The organism is Ruegeria sp. HKCCE3926, assembly GCF_017872515.1.
GTDB lineage: Bacteria > Pseudomonadota > Alphaproteobacteria > Rhodobacterales > Rhodobacteraceae > Ruegeria.
Genome location: NZ_JAEDOU010000004.1, coordinates 61,837 through 75,908 on the forward strand (window position 1 = coordinate 61,837; position 14,072 = coordinate 75,908).

Annotated in this window: 13 protein-coding genes and 1 tRNA gene; 8 read left to right on the forward strand and 6 right to left on the reverse strand. The window is 57.8% G+C overall.

Going from position 1 to position 14,072, the window contains the following annotated elements; all coding sequences use genetic code 11:
• Positions 1–10: 10 nt before the first annotated feature.
• Both I9184_RS12055 and I9184_RS21115 read right to left on the reverse strand, forming a co-directional pair.
• Positions 11–1,612 (reverse strand): aldehyde dehydrogenase family protein, encoded by a 1,602-nt coding sequence (locus I9184_RS12055; protein ID WP_209834558.1) that lies wholly within the window; start codon positions 1,610–1,612, stop codon positions 11–13.
• 1,178 nt (positions 1,613–2,790) lie between these two features.
• On the reverse strand, positions 2,791–3,561 hold the full coding sequence (locus tag I9184_RS21115) for a LytTR family DNA-binding domain-containing protein (RefSeq protein WP_209834564.1): 771 nt from the start codon (positions 3,559–3,561) through the stop codon (positions 2,791–2,793).
• A 95-nt stretch (positions 3,562–3,656) separates the two neighbouring features.
• Between I9184_RS21115 and I9184_RS12075 the strand changes: the two genes are divergently transcribed.
• Together I9184_RS12075 and I9184_RS12080 are read left to right on the forward strand one after the other, a co-directional pair.
• Positions 3,657–3,914, forward strand: a complete 258-nt coding sequence (locus I9184_RS12075) for a GlsB/YeaQ/YmgE family stress response membrane protein (protein ID WP_209834566.1) — start codon at positions 3,657–3,659, stop codon at positions 3,912–3,914.
• 22 nt (positions 3,915–3,936) lie between these two features.
• On the forward strand, positions 3,937–4,485 hold the full coding sequence (locus tag I9184_RS12080; RefSeq protein WP_209834568.1) for a hypothetical protein: 549 nt from the start codon (positions 3,937–3,939) through the stop codon (positions 4,483–4,485).
• 465 nt (positions 4,486–4,950) lie between these two features.
• Here I9184_RS12080 and I9184_RS12085 read toward each other — a convergent pair.
• From I9184_RS12085 to I9184_RS12100, 4 genes are all read right to left on the reverse strand, one after another.
• Positions 4,951–5,027, reverse strand: a tRNA-Arg gene (locus I9184_RS12085).
• Positions 5,028–5,091: 64 nt separating this feature from the next.
• Positions 5,092–6,474 (reverse strand): HAMP domain-containing sensor histidine kinase, encoded by a 1,383-nt coding sequence (locus I9184_RS12090; protein ID WP_245218112.1) that lies wholly within the window; start codon positions 6,472–6,474, stop codon positions 5,092–5,094.
• An 18-nt stretch (positions 6,475–6,492) separates the two neighbouring features.
• A complete protein-coding gene (locus I9184_RS12095; RefSeq protein WP_209834570.1) occupies positions 6,493–7,911 on the reverse strand; it encodes an FAD-dependent oxidoreductase in 1,419 nt (472 codons plus the stop codon).
• Positions 7,912–7,914: 3 nt separating this feature from the next.
• On the reverse strand, positions 7,915–8,646 hold the full coding sequence (locus I9184_RS12100) for a TVP38/TMEM64 family protein (protein WP_209834572.1): 732 nt from the start codon (positions 8,644–8,646) through the stop codon (positions 7,915–7,917).
• 295 nt (positions 8,647–8,941) lie between these two features.
• Here I9184_RS12100 and rpmH point away from each other — a divergent pair, with 295 nt between their 5' ends.
• The 6 genes from rpmH (at position 8,942) to I9184_RS12130 (ending at position 13,984) form a co-directional block, all read left to right on the forward strand.
• Positions 8,942–9,076, forward strand: coding sequence for a 50S ribosomal protein L34 (gene rpmH / locus I9184_RS12105; protein WP_005980833.1), 135 nt, complete (start codon positions 8,942–8,944; stop codon positions 9,074–9,076).
• Between the two features lie 25 nt (positions 9,077–9,101).
• Positions 9,102–9,527 (forward strand): ribonuclease P protein component, encoded by a 426-nt coding sequence (rnpA, locus tag I9184_RS12110; protein ID WP_171724213.1) that lies wholly within the window; start codon positions 9,102–9,104, stop codon positions 9,525–9,527.
• The gene (gene yidD / locus I9184_RS12115) at positions 9,524–9,769 is read left to right on the forward strand and encodes a membrane protein insertion efficiency factor YidD (RefSeq protein WP_152456928.1); all 246 of its coding nucleotides are present in this window, start codon (positions 9,524–9,526) and stop codon (positions 9,767–9,769) included. Before rnpA ends, yidD begins: the two co-directional genes overlap by 4 nt.
• A 67-nt stretch (positions 9,770–9,836) precedes the next feature.
• Complete coding sequence (locus tag I9184_RS12120; protein ID WP_209834574.1) at positions 9,837–11,453, forward strand: acyl-CoA dehydrogenase family protein; 1,617 nt, start codon at positions 9,837–9,839, stop codon at positions 11,451–11,453.
• Positions 11,454–11,496: 43 nt separating this feature from the next.
• Positions 11,497–12,390 carry a tRNA 2-thiocytidine(32) synthetase TtcA gene (ttcA, locus tag I9184_RS12125; protein WP_209834576.1) on the forward strand — a complete coding sequence of 298 codons (894 nt, stop codon included), beginning with the start codon at positions 11,497–11,499 and terminating at the stop codon, positions 12,388–12,390.
• A 61-nt stretch (positions 12,391–12,451) separates the two neighbouring features.
• A complete protein-coding gene (locus I9184_RS12130; protein ID WP_209834578.1) occupies positions 12,452–13,984 on the forward strand; it encodes a phosphodiesterase in 1,533 nt (510 codons plus the stop codon).
• Positions 13,985–14,072 lie beyond the last annotated feature (88 nt).

Sequence of the window (14,072 nt, forward strand, 5' to 3'; positions counted from 1 at the left end):
CCAGTAATCTTCAGAAGTCTTTCTTGCGGAAACTGTCGACGATGCCGTCGCCGACGAGACAGGCGAGATTGCCCCAGGTCGGCTCAACAGCGAAACGCGACATGTTCTCAGCCATGTTGTCGAACGCCTTGCGGTTGGTGTTCATCATGTGACCTGCTGACATGAAGTTCGCCTCGATGATCGACTTCTCGACGTTCTCGTAGTTCAGCAAGTTACCGAAGTTCCCGACGCCCGAGACGAACTCTTTGCCCTCTTCGTTGCCACCCCAGGTCAGATAGGGGCTGAGGAAGATGAAGGGCGGCATGGTGTTGATGGCGATGCCGCCATACTCCATGTCGGTGACGGCCTGATCGAGGACCGCGCGATGCGCTTTCGCCGTGTCATCGTCGATGATGATCGCACTGCCGAGGGTGCCGAGCAGCTCATTGTTGCAGAACTCAACAGCCTTCGGCAGGAAATCCGCCGCGTTGGCGAGCACGTCGAGCGGCACCTCGTCGATGACTAGCGTGAAGGCTTCATGCGTGCAGGCGTACCCACCCGGCTCAACACCTGTGATCAGTATCACTTCGCTGTTGGGGTGCTTTCCGCCCTCGGGCCTAAGTACTTTGGCGTCTGGGTAGGCGTCGCGAAATCCCTCGATCACCTTGTCCGAACCGGGGTAGTAGATACCCGTCGCCGGTGTCTGATCCTCCAACGCCCTTGCCAAGGCATCGAGAAATGCTTGCCGTTGTGGCCAGTGTTTCGATGTCACGAGTGTCTGGATACGTCCGCAAACCGCGCCGCCGTTCAGCTTTGACATAGTCGCGATCTGCACCACCTGATGTTCGATCTCCTTATCGGTCCAGGGTCGGTCGCCAGGCACGATGATGCAGGGATTGTTGCCACCGCATTCGGAGATGAGCGGCGTGTCGGTGGCGGACATGATCGCTTGTGCGGTGCCGGTTCCGCCTGTGAAATAGATCTTCGACAACCGTGGATCGACCGTCAGATCACGGCCTTGATCCGAGGCGCAAAAACTCAGCACCCCATGATCAATCAGAGGCTGCATGATCTTGGCCCAGACCGCGTCGGTTTCTTCATTCAGGTGATGCGGCTTGTGCACGACGGCGCAGTTTTCAAAGAACATCGCCTTCATCATCTCAAGTGAGGACGAGTAGTTGCCTGCTCCCAACACAGCGATGATGCCTGCAGGCTTGTCCATCGGGTTGACCTGCTTCGGTTCCCCTTTGACCCGGATGCGATCCTTGCGGTCTGCATACATCAACTTGTCTTTCCGGGCTTGCGGGAAGACGTAGATGTCATAGAGATCATCCCCGACCTTCTCGACCTTGATCGGCTGAAGCATCTTGCCTTCGACTATCGCCTCATAGAGGTCGATGGCCGCTGTCACGGTGTTGGCCATGGGCACAACCGTGCCGACCTTCGACACCGGGTCGGAGTAGAGCGCCACTCCAAGAATATCGTTCTTCATCTTGCTATCGGCGGCGGCGAGATCATTGCCGTAGCGCTTCATGTTCTCGCGCACTTGCTCGAGCAGATGAAGGCGCTCTGCAGGCGGCGTGTCCGCCCATTTCTGCGGATCAAGTTGGTCTATGGCGTCTTTGGCTTTCATGAGAGCTTCTCCCGGTATCTATCTGTCGATCCCGACCTTGGCCTGGACCGCGATGGTCGGGATACCAGTGAGATAGACGCTTGGGAGGTGCACATCATTCGCCGGACGCGCCAATCGATTGACATAACGCGCCACTCTACCTTGCAGTAATTCGAAGCCGCTGGGATGATCTTCAGTTTCAATAAGACACATCTTCAGGATGTGCCTGAATTTCCCACGAGGCAGGTGCTCTCCCCAATAATGCCGAAACGCTTACAGCAAATGGCGACTTGCAGAAAACGATACTGGAATTGATTTCTTCATCATTTCATGATTTCATGAAATGATGAAAAATAATATTACTCAGGTTCTTTCTGCAATTGCCCATGATGGGCGTTTGTCGCTTATGCAAGAACTCCTAAACCGTGGTGAGCGCGGTGAGATCGCTGGCGGTCTAGCGCAAGCACTTGCCATCAATGCGACCACCGCATCGGTACAGCTTCAAACACTTGCTCAGGCGGGGTTGGTTACGTCGCGCCGTGTTGGAAGAAACGTCATCTATAAAGCGAATACGGAAACCATGAGACGACTTGTATGCCATCTCAACGCACTCTGTTGCCGCCCTGACGCCTGCTGCAAATGCTGCGAAAAAAGGACGTCTCGGAACGGCTCGGATAAGTGACACTGCTTTCCACTTCAACTGCAGTTGTTCTTGGCGCTCTTGCGCTCTTGCATGTCCTATGGGGTGCACGGATTTGGTGGCCGATCAGGAACGAGAAAGCCCTCGCGCGGGCAGTCACGGGGTTCCCGAAAGTCTCGACCATGCCACCTACTGTCGCTTGCCTTCCCGTTGCAATCGCTTTGCTACTTGCGGCATGGCTAGCGATTGCTTTGAATGGGGAGGGTCCTGCGGCTCAAAGTCAGATACTGACGGTCCTTGGCGTTATGGCAGCGACGGTGTTTCTTTTACGGGGTTTGTTCGGCTATTTGCCATTTTGGGCACGGCTTACCTCTGAACAGCCCTTCCGCGCGCTGGATGTGGTGCTTTACTCACCTCTGTGTCTTGCGCTCGGGAGTTCGTTTCTGGTCCTGGCATAAAGTCTACCTTGCGGGATGCTATGGTGCCCCTTGGTGGAGGTCTCCTTCGTCCCGAGAACTGCGCGCCCAATCTCATGCAGTTCTTGCGGTTGCGGCGATCGTCAGCCCTTGGAGACCTCAAGTCCGCGCACAGTCGATGCATATGTTCTGCTGACGGGGAGTTCTCGCCCATCCATGAGCTTTGCAAAGAGTTTGCCCTTGCGCCTGACAAGGCCACGGTAGGCGTCCGTTGCGATCCAGTGTGAGCGGTGTATGCGCACCCCGCCATAGCTGCCGGCTTCTTCCATCGCGTCACCAAGCGACATCAAGATCATCGTCGTGCCTTTTGTCGTGGTCACTTCGACGTAGTGATCCTGCATCGAAAACGAGACTAACTCCTTACCCAGTTCAAACGGCAGCCGATCCAGAAAAGGTGCTGGCGACCGGTCGGTTTGCGGCATTTTGCCGATACGCTGATTTATTCGGAAATACATCGTGGTCACGATCAGACCGCAAACCACGACAATATTCAGGGCAAAGTGAACAATCGGGATTGGGTCACGCTCGGGACGAAGCCACTCTTCAACCGCTTGCACACCCCACGCGATCGGAGCTGTTGCAATGGCGACGGCCAGTGCCGCCCTTGCCGCACCGGGCCAGTCATCCAGATCGGGATGTCGCAGAACCAGTGTCATGGACGCAATTATTGCCACCCAGCCAACGGCGAGTGCGAGGCTCCAATACAAGATGCGGTCAGGGGTTTGCAGCGAGAATGTCCCAAATGGGCCAAGCGTCGTAAGAACGGCAACCGCAATCAGGTACGCGAGGCATTGCTCTCGCCACTTCCAGATCTTGAGCTCCCAAACTGTTCTTCTGAGAAAGGTGTAGTTCACGAAGAAATCCCTGCATTTGACGCATCCGGTGTTGATCAGCGACCGGATGTAGCAGTTGTTCGCGAAAACCAGCGAAAATTCAACGGAGCGCAACGATGGACGGCATCAACTGGGTCTTGATGATCTTGATCGGCGGTGTGGCGGGACTGCTTGCCAGCCGCATCACAAACACCACACACAGTGTCGCAGGAAACGTGGTTCTGGGTATCCTGGGAGCGGTCGGCATGAACGCGCTTCTTCAATCCGCGTTTGGTGTCCATCTTGGTGGGTTCATCGGCCAGTTTGTGACAGCGATGCTTGGCGCCGCCGGGATCATTCTTGTGTTTCAGTTCATCCGCAACAACCGCACATAGCATTTCAGTCTTTGGAGCCAAGATGAAAGCCTACATCGTCGCACATGTATTTTTGCTGCCGTTTCTCGTTTTCACCATTCTCGCACCTTTCGGTTATCCGTTGCTCGGCGCGGTACTTGGCGTCGTGATTGGTGTGGTTGCTTGCGCAATGCGCTACGGGGCGACGATCCCGCCAGCGTTCATGGCGGCTCAAGTTCTGGGCGTGTTCACAGTCCTCGTCATCTTGCTGCTGGTGCCTGATCTGAAGGAAATCAATGGGCTGGCGATTGTGTTCGCATTCCTTGCAGGTGGTGCCTTGATCAGTGTTGTTCAGCGCAAGCCGTGGACAGCCGAGTTGTCTGCTGCCGACGTCGGAGATTTTGCAACGCATCCCGCGTTCATCAAATCGAACATTCTGTTCTCTGCCATGTGGATGGTGATCTTTGGGTGGTTTGCTTTTGCGAACTGGCAAGAGCTTTCGCCATGGTTTCGGTGGGTTCCGATGATCGTCGGGGGCATAATCACTGTTGTTGGCCCAAAGGTTCTCATGAACATCGGGATCACGCGTGGAATCGTGCCGCCGCGACAATAAAGGGTCTACCCAATGCAGTCGTGGGCGCAGTTGCAGCGAAAGTCTCAAATGTCCCGCAGACTGTGAGTCTGGCTACCTTTGGATTTCGCTATCACGGCGAATGACCTCAAAGCGGGTTGCGACCGCAGCATCTGACTTGGCTGTTGGATGACCGCAATATCTGCAAACCGCGAGTTAAACGAAGCCCAGAGTTCGCGTGCGCAGCGAATGACCGCAAAGCGGGCTGCGTCTGCAGCATTCTAAGACCGTGCTCAAGGTCGGCTTAGGGCCGCGAGTAACAGCTAACCAACACCCAAGAAGTTGGAACTAATTTCTAGCTCCAGCAACTGATCAGCAGCTCAAGCACTGTTTTCGTTTCCAATAGGAGAATTTTTTGGGGTGCCTTCCAGTGTCGAACGTCCACCTTGTTTCTGGTCCAACTGTGACGGTTGGGTCAGGTTCGTGTGACGTTCAACAGGAAACCAGTGGCGGACCGAGGAGGATTCGAACCCCCGACCCCTTGATTCGTAGTCAAGTACTCTATCCAGCTGAGCTATCGGTCCGCGTTGGTGAGGCGGTGTTTAGACCTGCTGCCCGAGACGTGCAAGCCGATTCTTCAAAAAAAAATCAAAAAGTCATATCCCCGCGCGGAAGGCTGATTTCAAAGACTGTTCCCTCGGGTCCGGTCTCTTTCAAAACCAGGTCCCCGCCATGGCCGCGCACCAGCTCCTGCGAGATTGCCAGCCCCAGACCCGAGCCACCCTTTCGGACCCCACCCTGAAAAGGTGTAAACAGGTTTTCGCGCGCCTTGGGGGGAAGACCCGGCCCCGTGTCGCGGATTTCGATGCACCAAGCATCGTCGTATTCACACCCCGCAATCGTAATCCGGCCAGGTTTTCCCGAGGCAACCAGAGCCTGTCTTGCGTTGCGCACGAGGTTCATGATGACGCGGTACAATTGTTCGGGGTCGGCGCGGGCCACAAGCGCGTCCGGCACTTCGTTCACGATTTCGACGCAGGCATCCGCGACGGCGAGTTGTTCGCTGGCCGCGACATCCGCCGCGATTGCGCGGATCGGAACCATAGTCAGAGTGGGCGCGGGTTCTTCCGCGCGGCCAAAGGCCAATGTGCTTTCACAAAGGGACACGGCCCGGGTGATGGAATTCACCAGTTTCGGCGCCATCCGCCGCACCAGCGGATCATCGCTGGCCTCGATCCGGTCGGTAAACAGCTGCGCCGACGTCAGGATATTGCGCAAGTCATGGCTGACTTTGGCGACGGCCCCCCCAAGCTGCGCCAGCCTTTCCCGCTGTTTGAGCGCCTGGGTCAGGTCCGTTTGCAGCATCTTCAGTGCCTCCTCGGCCTCTCGCAACTCCGTCACCTTCGAGTTCGGCGAGATTATGCCACGCGCGTCCTCTGGCGCACTGGCATAGCGTTGCATGTAGCCGACGACGCTTTTGATGGGCCGCACAAGTACGACGCGCACGGCGAGAAACAGAAAAAACGCTGTGATGATGGAGATCACAAAGGACAGACCGAGAATACGCAACCCGTAGTCGATCATCGCCGTTCGCAACGGCATGCTATCCATGGTGACTTCGATCAGAAGGCCCGCCCCCTTGACCGGTTCTCCGATGACCCGGATGACTTCGTTTTCGGGTTTGAGAAAGCGGCTAATCGCATCCCGGATCAGAATCCAGGGGCTTGCATCCCGCAAATCGAACGTGTCGGCGATTGGATCGGGAATCGGCGACGACAGCATCAGTTGCCGAACCTCATCCCGTCGCAATACGACATTGTAGACGCCTGCGTTTTCCAGCAGTTCTGCCTCAAGATCTTCGGCCAGCATGTCGTCCGCCAGCAAAGCCAGCGAGGCGATCTGCGCGCGTTCGAGCCTGTTCAGCAGAAAGTCCTCGCGGAACCGGGCGATCGACGGGACAAAGATCAGAACCTCGGCCAACATGACGAAGACCGTCGTCAGGATCAGAAATCGGCCCGAAAGCGAGTTCAATTTGCGCCCCTCCTTAGGTCAGGGAATCCAGCGCTGGACGAACCGGACCACTCGTTTAACTGTCTGATTCTCAAACAGCCTTGGCGAGAAATAAGCACCCGCCACACGTTTGTTAAGCTCTCCGATCGTCGGATAGGGTGAAACCATGGCGGCGATCTGCCCCATCTTCAGGTTATTGGCCAAAGCCAACGACCACAAGTTGATCAACTCACCCGCCTGATGCCCGACGATTGTGGCGCCGACGGGTCGGCCTTTCACGACCATGACCTTGACGAAGCCTTTGGTTTTGCGCTCGGCAATCGCCCGGTCATTGTGGAGATAGTCAAAGCGGGCGATTTCGAGCTTTTCTCCATGCGTCTCGCGGGCCTGAGCTTCGGTCAGTCCGACCTGGGCCAGCTCTGGATCCGTATAGGTGGCCCAAGGGATATGTGCCGTTTTCGCCCTGGACGGCAGACCGAACAGGGCCGAACGAATGATGACACCTGCATGATACCCTGCAACATGGGTGAATTGCAGGCCACCCGTTACATCTCCGATCGAATAGACGCGGCGATTGGCCGTGCGCAACGCGTCATCCGTTCTGATGCCGGTTTTTGTGCGTTCAATTCCGGCTGCTTCCAGGTTCAGACGCTCGATATTGGCTTTGCGACCGGCAGCGATCAAAAGATGAGAGCCCCGGTGAATTTCACCGTTTTCGGCAACGACCTCCACAGCGCCCTCTGTTCCGCGCACCTGAGCGATCATGGCGTTTTCCCGGATGTCCACGCCTTCACTGCGCAGGGTATCCAGCACCACGGAGGCAGCCTCGGGATCGTCTTTGCCCAAGGCTTTGAACCCTTCGACGACCGTCACCTTGCTGCCGAGGCGTATATGGGCCTGCGCCATCTCCATCCCGATCGGGCCGCCCCCGATGATCAGCAGGTGATCTGGCCGCTCTCTCAAGTCAAAGATGGTTTCGTTCGTATAATAGGGCACCGTGTCCAACCCCGGAATCGGCGGCACCAGCGGTGATGAACCGGTCGCGATGACGATGCGACGTGCACAGATGACATGATCCCCGGCCTGCACCTTTTCAGGGGATATGAACGTGCCATATTCGCGAATGACCTTCACGCCGAAGCCTTCGAACCGCTGCTGGCTGTCCATCGGTTCGATCTGCGCGATCACATCATGAACATGATCCTTTACTGCGGCGTAGTCGACCTGAGGGATTGTATCAGCGATGCCAAAACGAACGGAATGCGCCTGAGCATGCGCCGCTTTGCCGCTTGCGATCAGCGCCTTCGACGGGACACAGCCGAAATTCAGGCAATCCCCACCCATCTTGTGCCCTTCCAGCAGGACAACATCCGCGCCCATCTGGCTGGCACCCGCGGCGACGGACAATCCTCCGGACCCGGCGCCAATGACCAGGAGATCGGCTTTCAACTCTTTCATGGTTCAGGTGCCTCTTTTCGCGCGCAGTGCTTTGAAAACGATGGGCAAGGCGGCCAATATACACAACCCGATAATCGGCCCGATCACGAACGGTTCCCACAGCAACGAAACATCAGGCGTTTCCCCACGGTCGAATACACCGCCCAAACCGACCCCGATCCAAGTGTACACGATGCCTCCGGGAATGATGCCCAGCGCAGTCGTCAAAAGAAAATTGCGGAACTTCACACCGACCAAAGCCGGCACGAGATTGGCAACAAAGAACGGCACCACCGGCACCAGACGCAGCAGAAACAACACCGAGATTTCGTTTTCCCGCAGACCGTCCTTCAGTTTTTTGACCGTGCCTTCTGATGATTCCAGGCGCAACGTCAGGGCTTCGCCCAAGCCCCAGCGCGCCGCCAGAAAGATCGCCGACGCACCGATGGTGGCGGACACGACATTGAAAACAGTTCCCGCAAAAAGACCGAAAAGAAAACCGCCCGTCATCGAAGCCACCGCGGCACCGGGCAGTGAAAAGGCCACTATGACGATGTATATGGCTACAAAAGCGGCTGCCATGATCCAATAGTGACCGTCCCGCCACGCCAGAAGCGCCTCGCGATTGTCCCGCAAGGTCTCGAAAGTCAGGTAATCCCCAAGTGTGAAAAAGCCGACAACGGCAACGCTCAGGATTACAAGCAGCGGAATGTGGCGTGCGAAACCGTTGCGCGGCGCCTGGCTTGTGTCGGACATCAGATTTTCCGGTTCTTTGTGCTTCATCTTGTGCCCAAGATGCGCTGACTGACGGGCCAGCAATAGGGGGATCACGGGGCCTTGATCTTTGTGGCACCGAATGTGAGGAATTTCGGCGATAAACGGGTATTTTGAAACCTTTTGCCGTTGCCGGTTACAGAATTGTTGCAAAAGCTGCGAAAACCTGGCCGTTGGGGTTTGACTTACCCCCCGCTTGGCAGTAGAGGACGGGCTTCGAACACCACGGGCAGGCGAATCCGCGCCGCACCCGACCGCATAGATTGGAGACGGAGCGATGAAACGCACCTATCAGCCTTCGAACCTGGTTCGCAAACGCCGCCACGGTTTCCGCGCGCGCATGGCCACTAAGGCCGGCCGCAAGATCCTGAATGCACGCCGCGCACGCGGCCGCAAATCGCTGAGCGCGTAAACCGCTCACCGATCAGGTTATGAACATGACGCCGCCGGAGGCCCCTGAGGTTGGTAGGAACCACCCCGGGAACAAGCCCCCGGCGGCGTCCGTTTGTGCATCTGCGCCCCTGACCGTTCTCAAGAAACGGTCCGACTTTCTGAAAGCGGCGCGTGCCCGCCGACAAGGCACGTCTTCGATGATGGTGCAGGCCCGCAAGCGTGCCCCCGGCGAGGGCATCGGGATTCGCGTGGGGTTCACCTGCTCGAAAAAAGTGGGCAATGCCGTGGCCCGCAACCGCGCCAAGCGCCGTCTGCGCGAGGCCGCGCGGGCCGTGTTGCCCGAAGCCGGCCGCGACGGGTGGGATTACGTTCTGATCGGCCGTGCCGAAGTTACCGCCAACCGCCCCTATGACGCATTGTTGGACGACCTGCGCTATGCGCTCCGCAAGGTGCATGCGGCTGAAAAATGACCTTCCTGTCCCATATCGTCGCCCTGCCTGTTCGGGCGTATCGGCTGATCTTCAGCCCATGGGTCGGTTTCAACTGTCGCTACCAACCCACCTGTTCCGCCTATGCGCTTGAGGCGCTGGAGAAACACGGGGCGGTCAAAGGATCCTACTTGGCCGCTCACCGGATCTGCCGTTGCCACCCTTGGGGCGGCGACGGATATGATCCGGTACCTGACGACAAGCATAACGACCCTTCGTCCTGACCCCTCGTCAGACTTGACCGGCAAGTGCCGCGCCTGAACAGTTGGACCTGCACAACCCGAGGTCCCTATGAAATCCCCAGCGCGCGACACCCTGCCAACCCACGATGTCCTGAACCAACCGCCCACGCGCGGCGGCACCGATCTTTGGCTGTCCGATCCGGTCCTGCAAGACGCAGCAAAGACAGCGGGCGCGCGCGCTTTGGAGCTGGCGGCATATGGCAAAACACTCGGAACCGAAGAAACGCGGGAACTGGGTCGGGAAGCCAACCGGCATCCGCCAGAGCTGCGGCTGTTCGATCCCGGCGGCAGGCGCCTGGACGAGGTGCGGTTTCACCCGGCCTATCATCAGATGATGCAGATCAGCCAATCGGCGGGCTATGCCGCACTGGCCTGGGATGGACAACCCGGAGGGCATGCGACCCATGCGGCGATGGTCTATTTGGCCGGACAGGTCGAACCCGGGCATTGCTGCCCGATGACCATGACCTATGCAGCAATCCCTGCACTGGCCGCCAATGGACACATTGCCTCGCTCTGGCAGCCAAAACTCATGGCCCGCCACTATGATCCTTCGAAGGAACCGATCGGTCAAAAGACCAGCGCGACGCTGGGGATGGCGATGACCGAAAAACAGGGCGGTTCGGACATACGCGCCAATACGACCATTGCGGCACGCGACGGGGATCATTGGCGCTTGCGAGGGCACAAGTGGTTCTGTTCCGCGCCAATGTCGGATGGGTTCCTGACACTGGCGCAGGCGCCCGGCGGGTTGACCTGTTTTCTGGTGCCCCGCTGGCTCGAAGGCGAACGCAATGCGATCCACCTGATGCGCCTGAAAGACAAGCTGGGCAACAAATCCAACGCATCCTCGGAAATCGAGTATCATGACGCGCTGGCCTATCAGTTGGGCGAAGAAGGCGCGGGCGTGCGCACCATACTGGAAATGGTGCACCACACGCGGCTTGATACAGCCATGGCACCGGCCGGGCTGATGCGTGCCGCGCTCAGCGCAGCGCATCATTGGGTGGAACACCGCAGCGCATTTCAGCGCCGATTGATTGATCAACCGCTGATGCGTGCGGTCCTGTCCGACCTTGTTCTGGACTGGGAAGGCGCTGTGACCTTGGGAATGCGTGTGGCGCAGGCATTTGACGGCCAGACACCCGAAGACAAGGCCTTTGCCCGGATCGGCGTCGCATTGGCCAAGTTCCTGAACAACAAGCGTTGCCCGGTCGTCGTCGTCGAAGCGATGGAGATACTGGGCGGCATGGGCTACGTCGAAGACACGCCCTTGCCCCTGATCTATCGTGAAGCGCCCCTGAACAGCATCTGGGAGGGGTCAGGCAATGTGATCTGCCTCGATATCCTGCGCACCCTGACGCGTGAGCCGCTGGCCGCCGAGGTTCTGGGGGCCGAGTTGGATGCGGTAAGAGGCACGGACAGAAGGTATGACGCAGCTTTGACCGCGCATCGCAACCGCTGGCCCGGTCTTCCGCCCGAGGCCGAAGCGCGCTGGTACGCTGAACGTACGGCACTGCTGCTGACGGCCTCGCAATTGCTGCGTCACGCGCCGGGCGCTGTGGCTGACCGCTTTGTTGCCACACGCCTTTCCGGCGATGGCGGCCGCATTCCCGGAGCAGTAGCCGGGTTGGATACCGGCGCCCTGCTGGCGCGGCTTGGCTGACCCGCCACTTGCCCGGTTGCGCCATCTGCTGTAGGGGCAGCGCATGTTTGATGATGCAGACGATATCCACCCGCTCTTTGCCGGCGCGCCCTCGACCACCGAGTTCAAGAAACTGCGCAAACGCATCGTGCGCCAGACCCGCGAAGCGATCGAGCAATACGGGATGGTGGACCCGTCCGCCCATGACAAGGACGGCACACCGCCGCGTTGGCTTGTCTGCCTGTCGGGCGGCAAGGACAGTTATACACTGCTGGCTGTCCTCTACGAACTCAAATGGCGCGGATTGTTGCCCGTCGATCTTCTGGCTTGCAATCTGGATCAGGGACAACCCGGATTTCCGGCAACGGTCCTGCCCGAGTTTCTGGACCGCATGGGTGTGCCACACAGGATCGAGTATCAGGACACATACTCTGTTGTGATGGACAAGGTCCCGCAGGGCCGAACATATTGCGCCCTGTGCTCGCGACTGCGCCGCGGCAACCTGTATCGCATTGCCCGGGAAGAAGGCTGTTCCGCCGTCGTGCTGGGACACCACCGCGACGATATTCTCGAGACGTTTTTCATGAACCTCTTCCACGGAGGCCGACTGGCCACCATGCCACCGAAACTAGTGAATGAAGAGGGAGATCTTTTTGTCTTTCGCCCGCTTGCCCACGTCGCCGAAGCCGATTGCGAGAAATTCGCCAAGGCCATGCAGTATCCGATCATCCCCTGCGATTTGTGCGGCAGTCAGGACGGGCTGCAACGGCAGCAGGTCAAACAGATTCTCGATCAATGGGAAAAGAACAGCCCGGGTCGGCGTCAGGTTATGTTCCGCGCGTTAACAAACGCGCGCCCGTCGCACCTGTTGGATGCGAAACTCTTTGATTTTGTTAATCTTTCCGTAAACTCTGACGAAAAATCGGAAAATTTGGAAGAAATACCGCTGCTGCGTTAACGACTGACTCAGACTGGTTTCCTAGGCTCGGCATACCATTCATGCCCAAGGTCAGGACCCGATGCGGAATCATCCTTTCGTCGACCGTATTATTGAAGCTTTTGGAAACGTGGCATACGGCCCAGCCTTTCTGGCCTTTGTTCCGGCAACAAGCCTGGGGGCGTTCTGGCTTGGCGGTGAACGCGCTTTGGTCGCGGTGGCCCTGGGCTTGCCCCTGATGATTGCCGGTATAGGCGCAATGGCCCCCAACCCGGCAGACAGGAAACGGCAACAGGGTGGCCTGCTGCCGAATGACCAGTTCGAAACCGTTCTGGCTGAGGTGCTCTGGGATAGTCGCCGCAAAGGTGAAACGTCGGCCTGTTTCGCTGTGATCCTGGACGACTATATGCAAATGCTCGATCTGCATGGCCAAGCAGCAGCGAACCATGTGGCGCAGCAATTCTGTTTGCGCATCATGTCCATGATCCGCTCCAGTGACACCGCAACCCGGATCGATGGAAACAAGATGATGGTTGTTCTGCACCCGACGCAACAGCTTGATCTGGAAACCTGCATTCAGATGTCGGGACGAATACAATCCTCGGTCGAAGACCCCATCATGCTGAACGGAACCGGAGTTTACATGTCCTGCTCCATCGGTTTCTGCCTCAGCAGCAATGTCCCCGACGGCACCGCGAAAGACTGGTGCAACGCTGCTAACAACGCGCTGCAAGAAGCACAGCAAAACGGGCCGTCAACGATTCGTGCCTTTTCGTCCGAAACACGTCGCCGAGCTCAGGTCAGAACCAATCTGCGCAAGGAATTTGATGCGGCGCTGGAAAGCGGTGAAATTAGACCATGGTTTCAACCGCAGATCTCGACGGATACCGGGCGTGTGTCCGGGTTCGAGGCTCTGGCCCGCTGGGAACACCCGGCAAAGGGAGTGCTGGGCCCCAATATCTTTCTGCCCTTTGCCGAACAGGCAGAGTTGATGGGCAAACTGGGACAGGCGATGCGGCATCACGCCTTTTGCGCAATGCGCGAATGGGATCGCGCCGGTCTGACCGTACCACGCATCGGCATCAACTTCTCGTCGGACGAATTGCGCGACCCGGGGCTGATCGACCGCCTGAAATGGGAATTGGATCAATGCGATCTGACCCCGGACAGATTGGCGGTCGAAGTATTGGAGACCGTGTTTTCCAGAGGACCGGATGACGTAATCACCCGCAATGTCACGGGCTTGGCCGCGATGGGGTGCTGTATCGATCTGGACGATTTCGGCACAGGGCATGCCTCGATCGCTTCAATCAAGCGGTTCAACGTGTCCCGGATCAAAATCGACCGTTCTTTCGTGACAAAGGCGGACCAGGACCCAAGCCAGCAGCAGTTGGCCAGCGCAATTCTGACCATGGCAGAACGGCTGAATCTGGAAACCCTTGCTGAAGGCGTCGAGACGCCCGGAGAACACGCTTTGATGGCGCAATTGGGATGTGACCATGTTCAGGGGTTTGGCATCGGCAAGCCCATGCCTTTCGAAAAAACCGAGGACTGGATCACGTCTCATCGCGACAAGATCGACGGAATGCCCAAAATCGGGCGGCAAACGGGCTGAAGAACCGGAAACTGCGCCACAGAAGACCAATCCGTGACGAAATAACGAGCGATTCCGCTTGACCTTTGGGCCTGCACTCTGTTGAACC

Excerpts from the sequence above, each read along its gene's own strand:
- I9184_RS12055 (WP_209834558.1), bottom strand. The coding sequence starts at position 1,612 with ATGAAAGCCAAAGACGCCATAGACCAACTTGATCCGCAGAAATGGGCG.
- I9184_RS12075 (WP_209834566.1), top strand. The coding sequence starts at position 3,657 with ATGGACGGCATCAACTGGGTCTTGATGATCTTGATCGGCGGTGTGGCG.
- I9184_RS12080 (WP_209834568.1), top strand. The coding sequence starts at position 3,937 with ATGAAAGCCTACATCGTCGCACATGTATTTTTGCTGCCGTTTCTCGTT.
- I9184_RS12095 (WP_209834570.1), bottom strand. The coding sequence starts at position 7,911 with ATGAAAGAGTTGAAAGCCGATCTCCTGGTCATTGGCGCCGGGTCCGGA.
- I9184_RS12100 (WP_209834572.1), bottom strand. The coding sequence starts at position 8,646 with ATGTCCGACACAAGCCAGGCGCCGCGCAACGGTTTCGCACGCCACATT.
- rpmH (WP_005980833.1), top strand. The coding sequence starts at position 8,942 with ATGAAACGCACCTATCAGCCTTCGAACCTGGTTCGCAAACGCCGCCAC.
- rnpA (WP_171724213.1), top strand. The coding sequence starts at position 9,102 with ATGACGCCGCCGGAGGCCCCTGAGGTTGGTAGGAACCACCCCGGGAAC.
- yidD (WP_152456928.1), top strand. The coding sequence starts at position 9,524 with ATGACCTTCCTGTCCCATATCGTCGCCCTGCCTGTTCGGGCGTATCGG.
- I9184_RS12120 (WP_209834574.1), top strand. The coding sequence starts at position 9,837 with ATGAAATCCCCAGCGCGCGACACCCTGCCAACCCACGATGTCCTGAAC.
- ttcA (WP_209834576.1), top strand. The coding sequence starts at position 11,497 with ATGTTTGATGATGCAGACGATATCCACCCGCTCTTTGCCGGCGCGCCC.
- I9184_RS12130 (WP_209834578.1), top strand. The coding sequence starts at position 12,452 with ATGCGGAATCATCCTTTCGTCGACCGTATTATTGAAGCTTTTGGAAAC.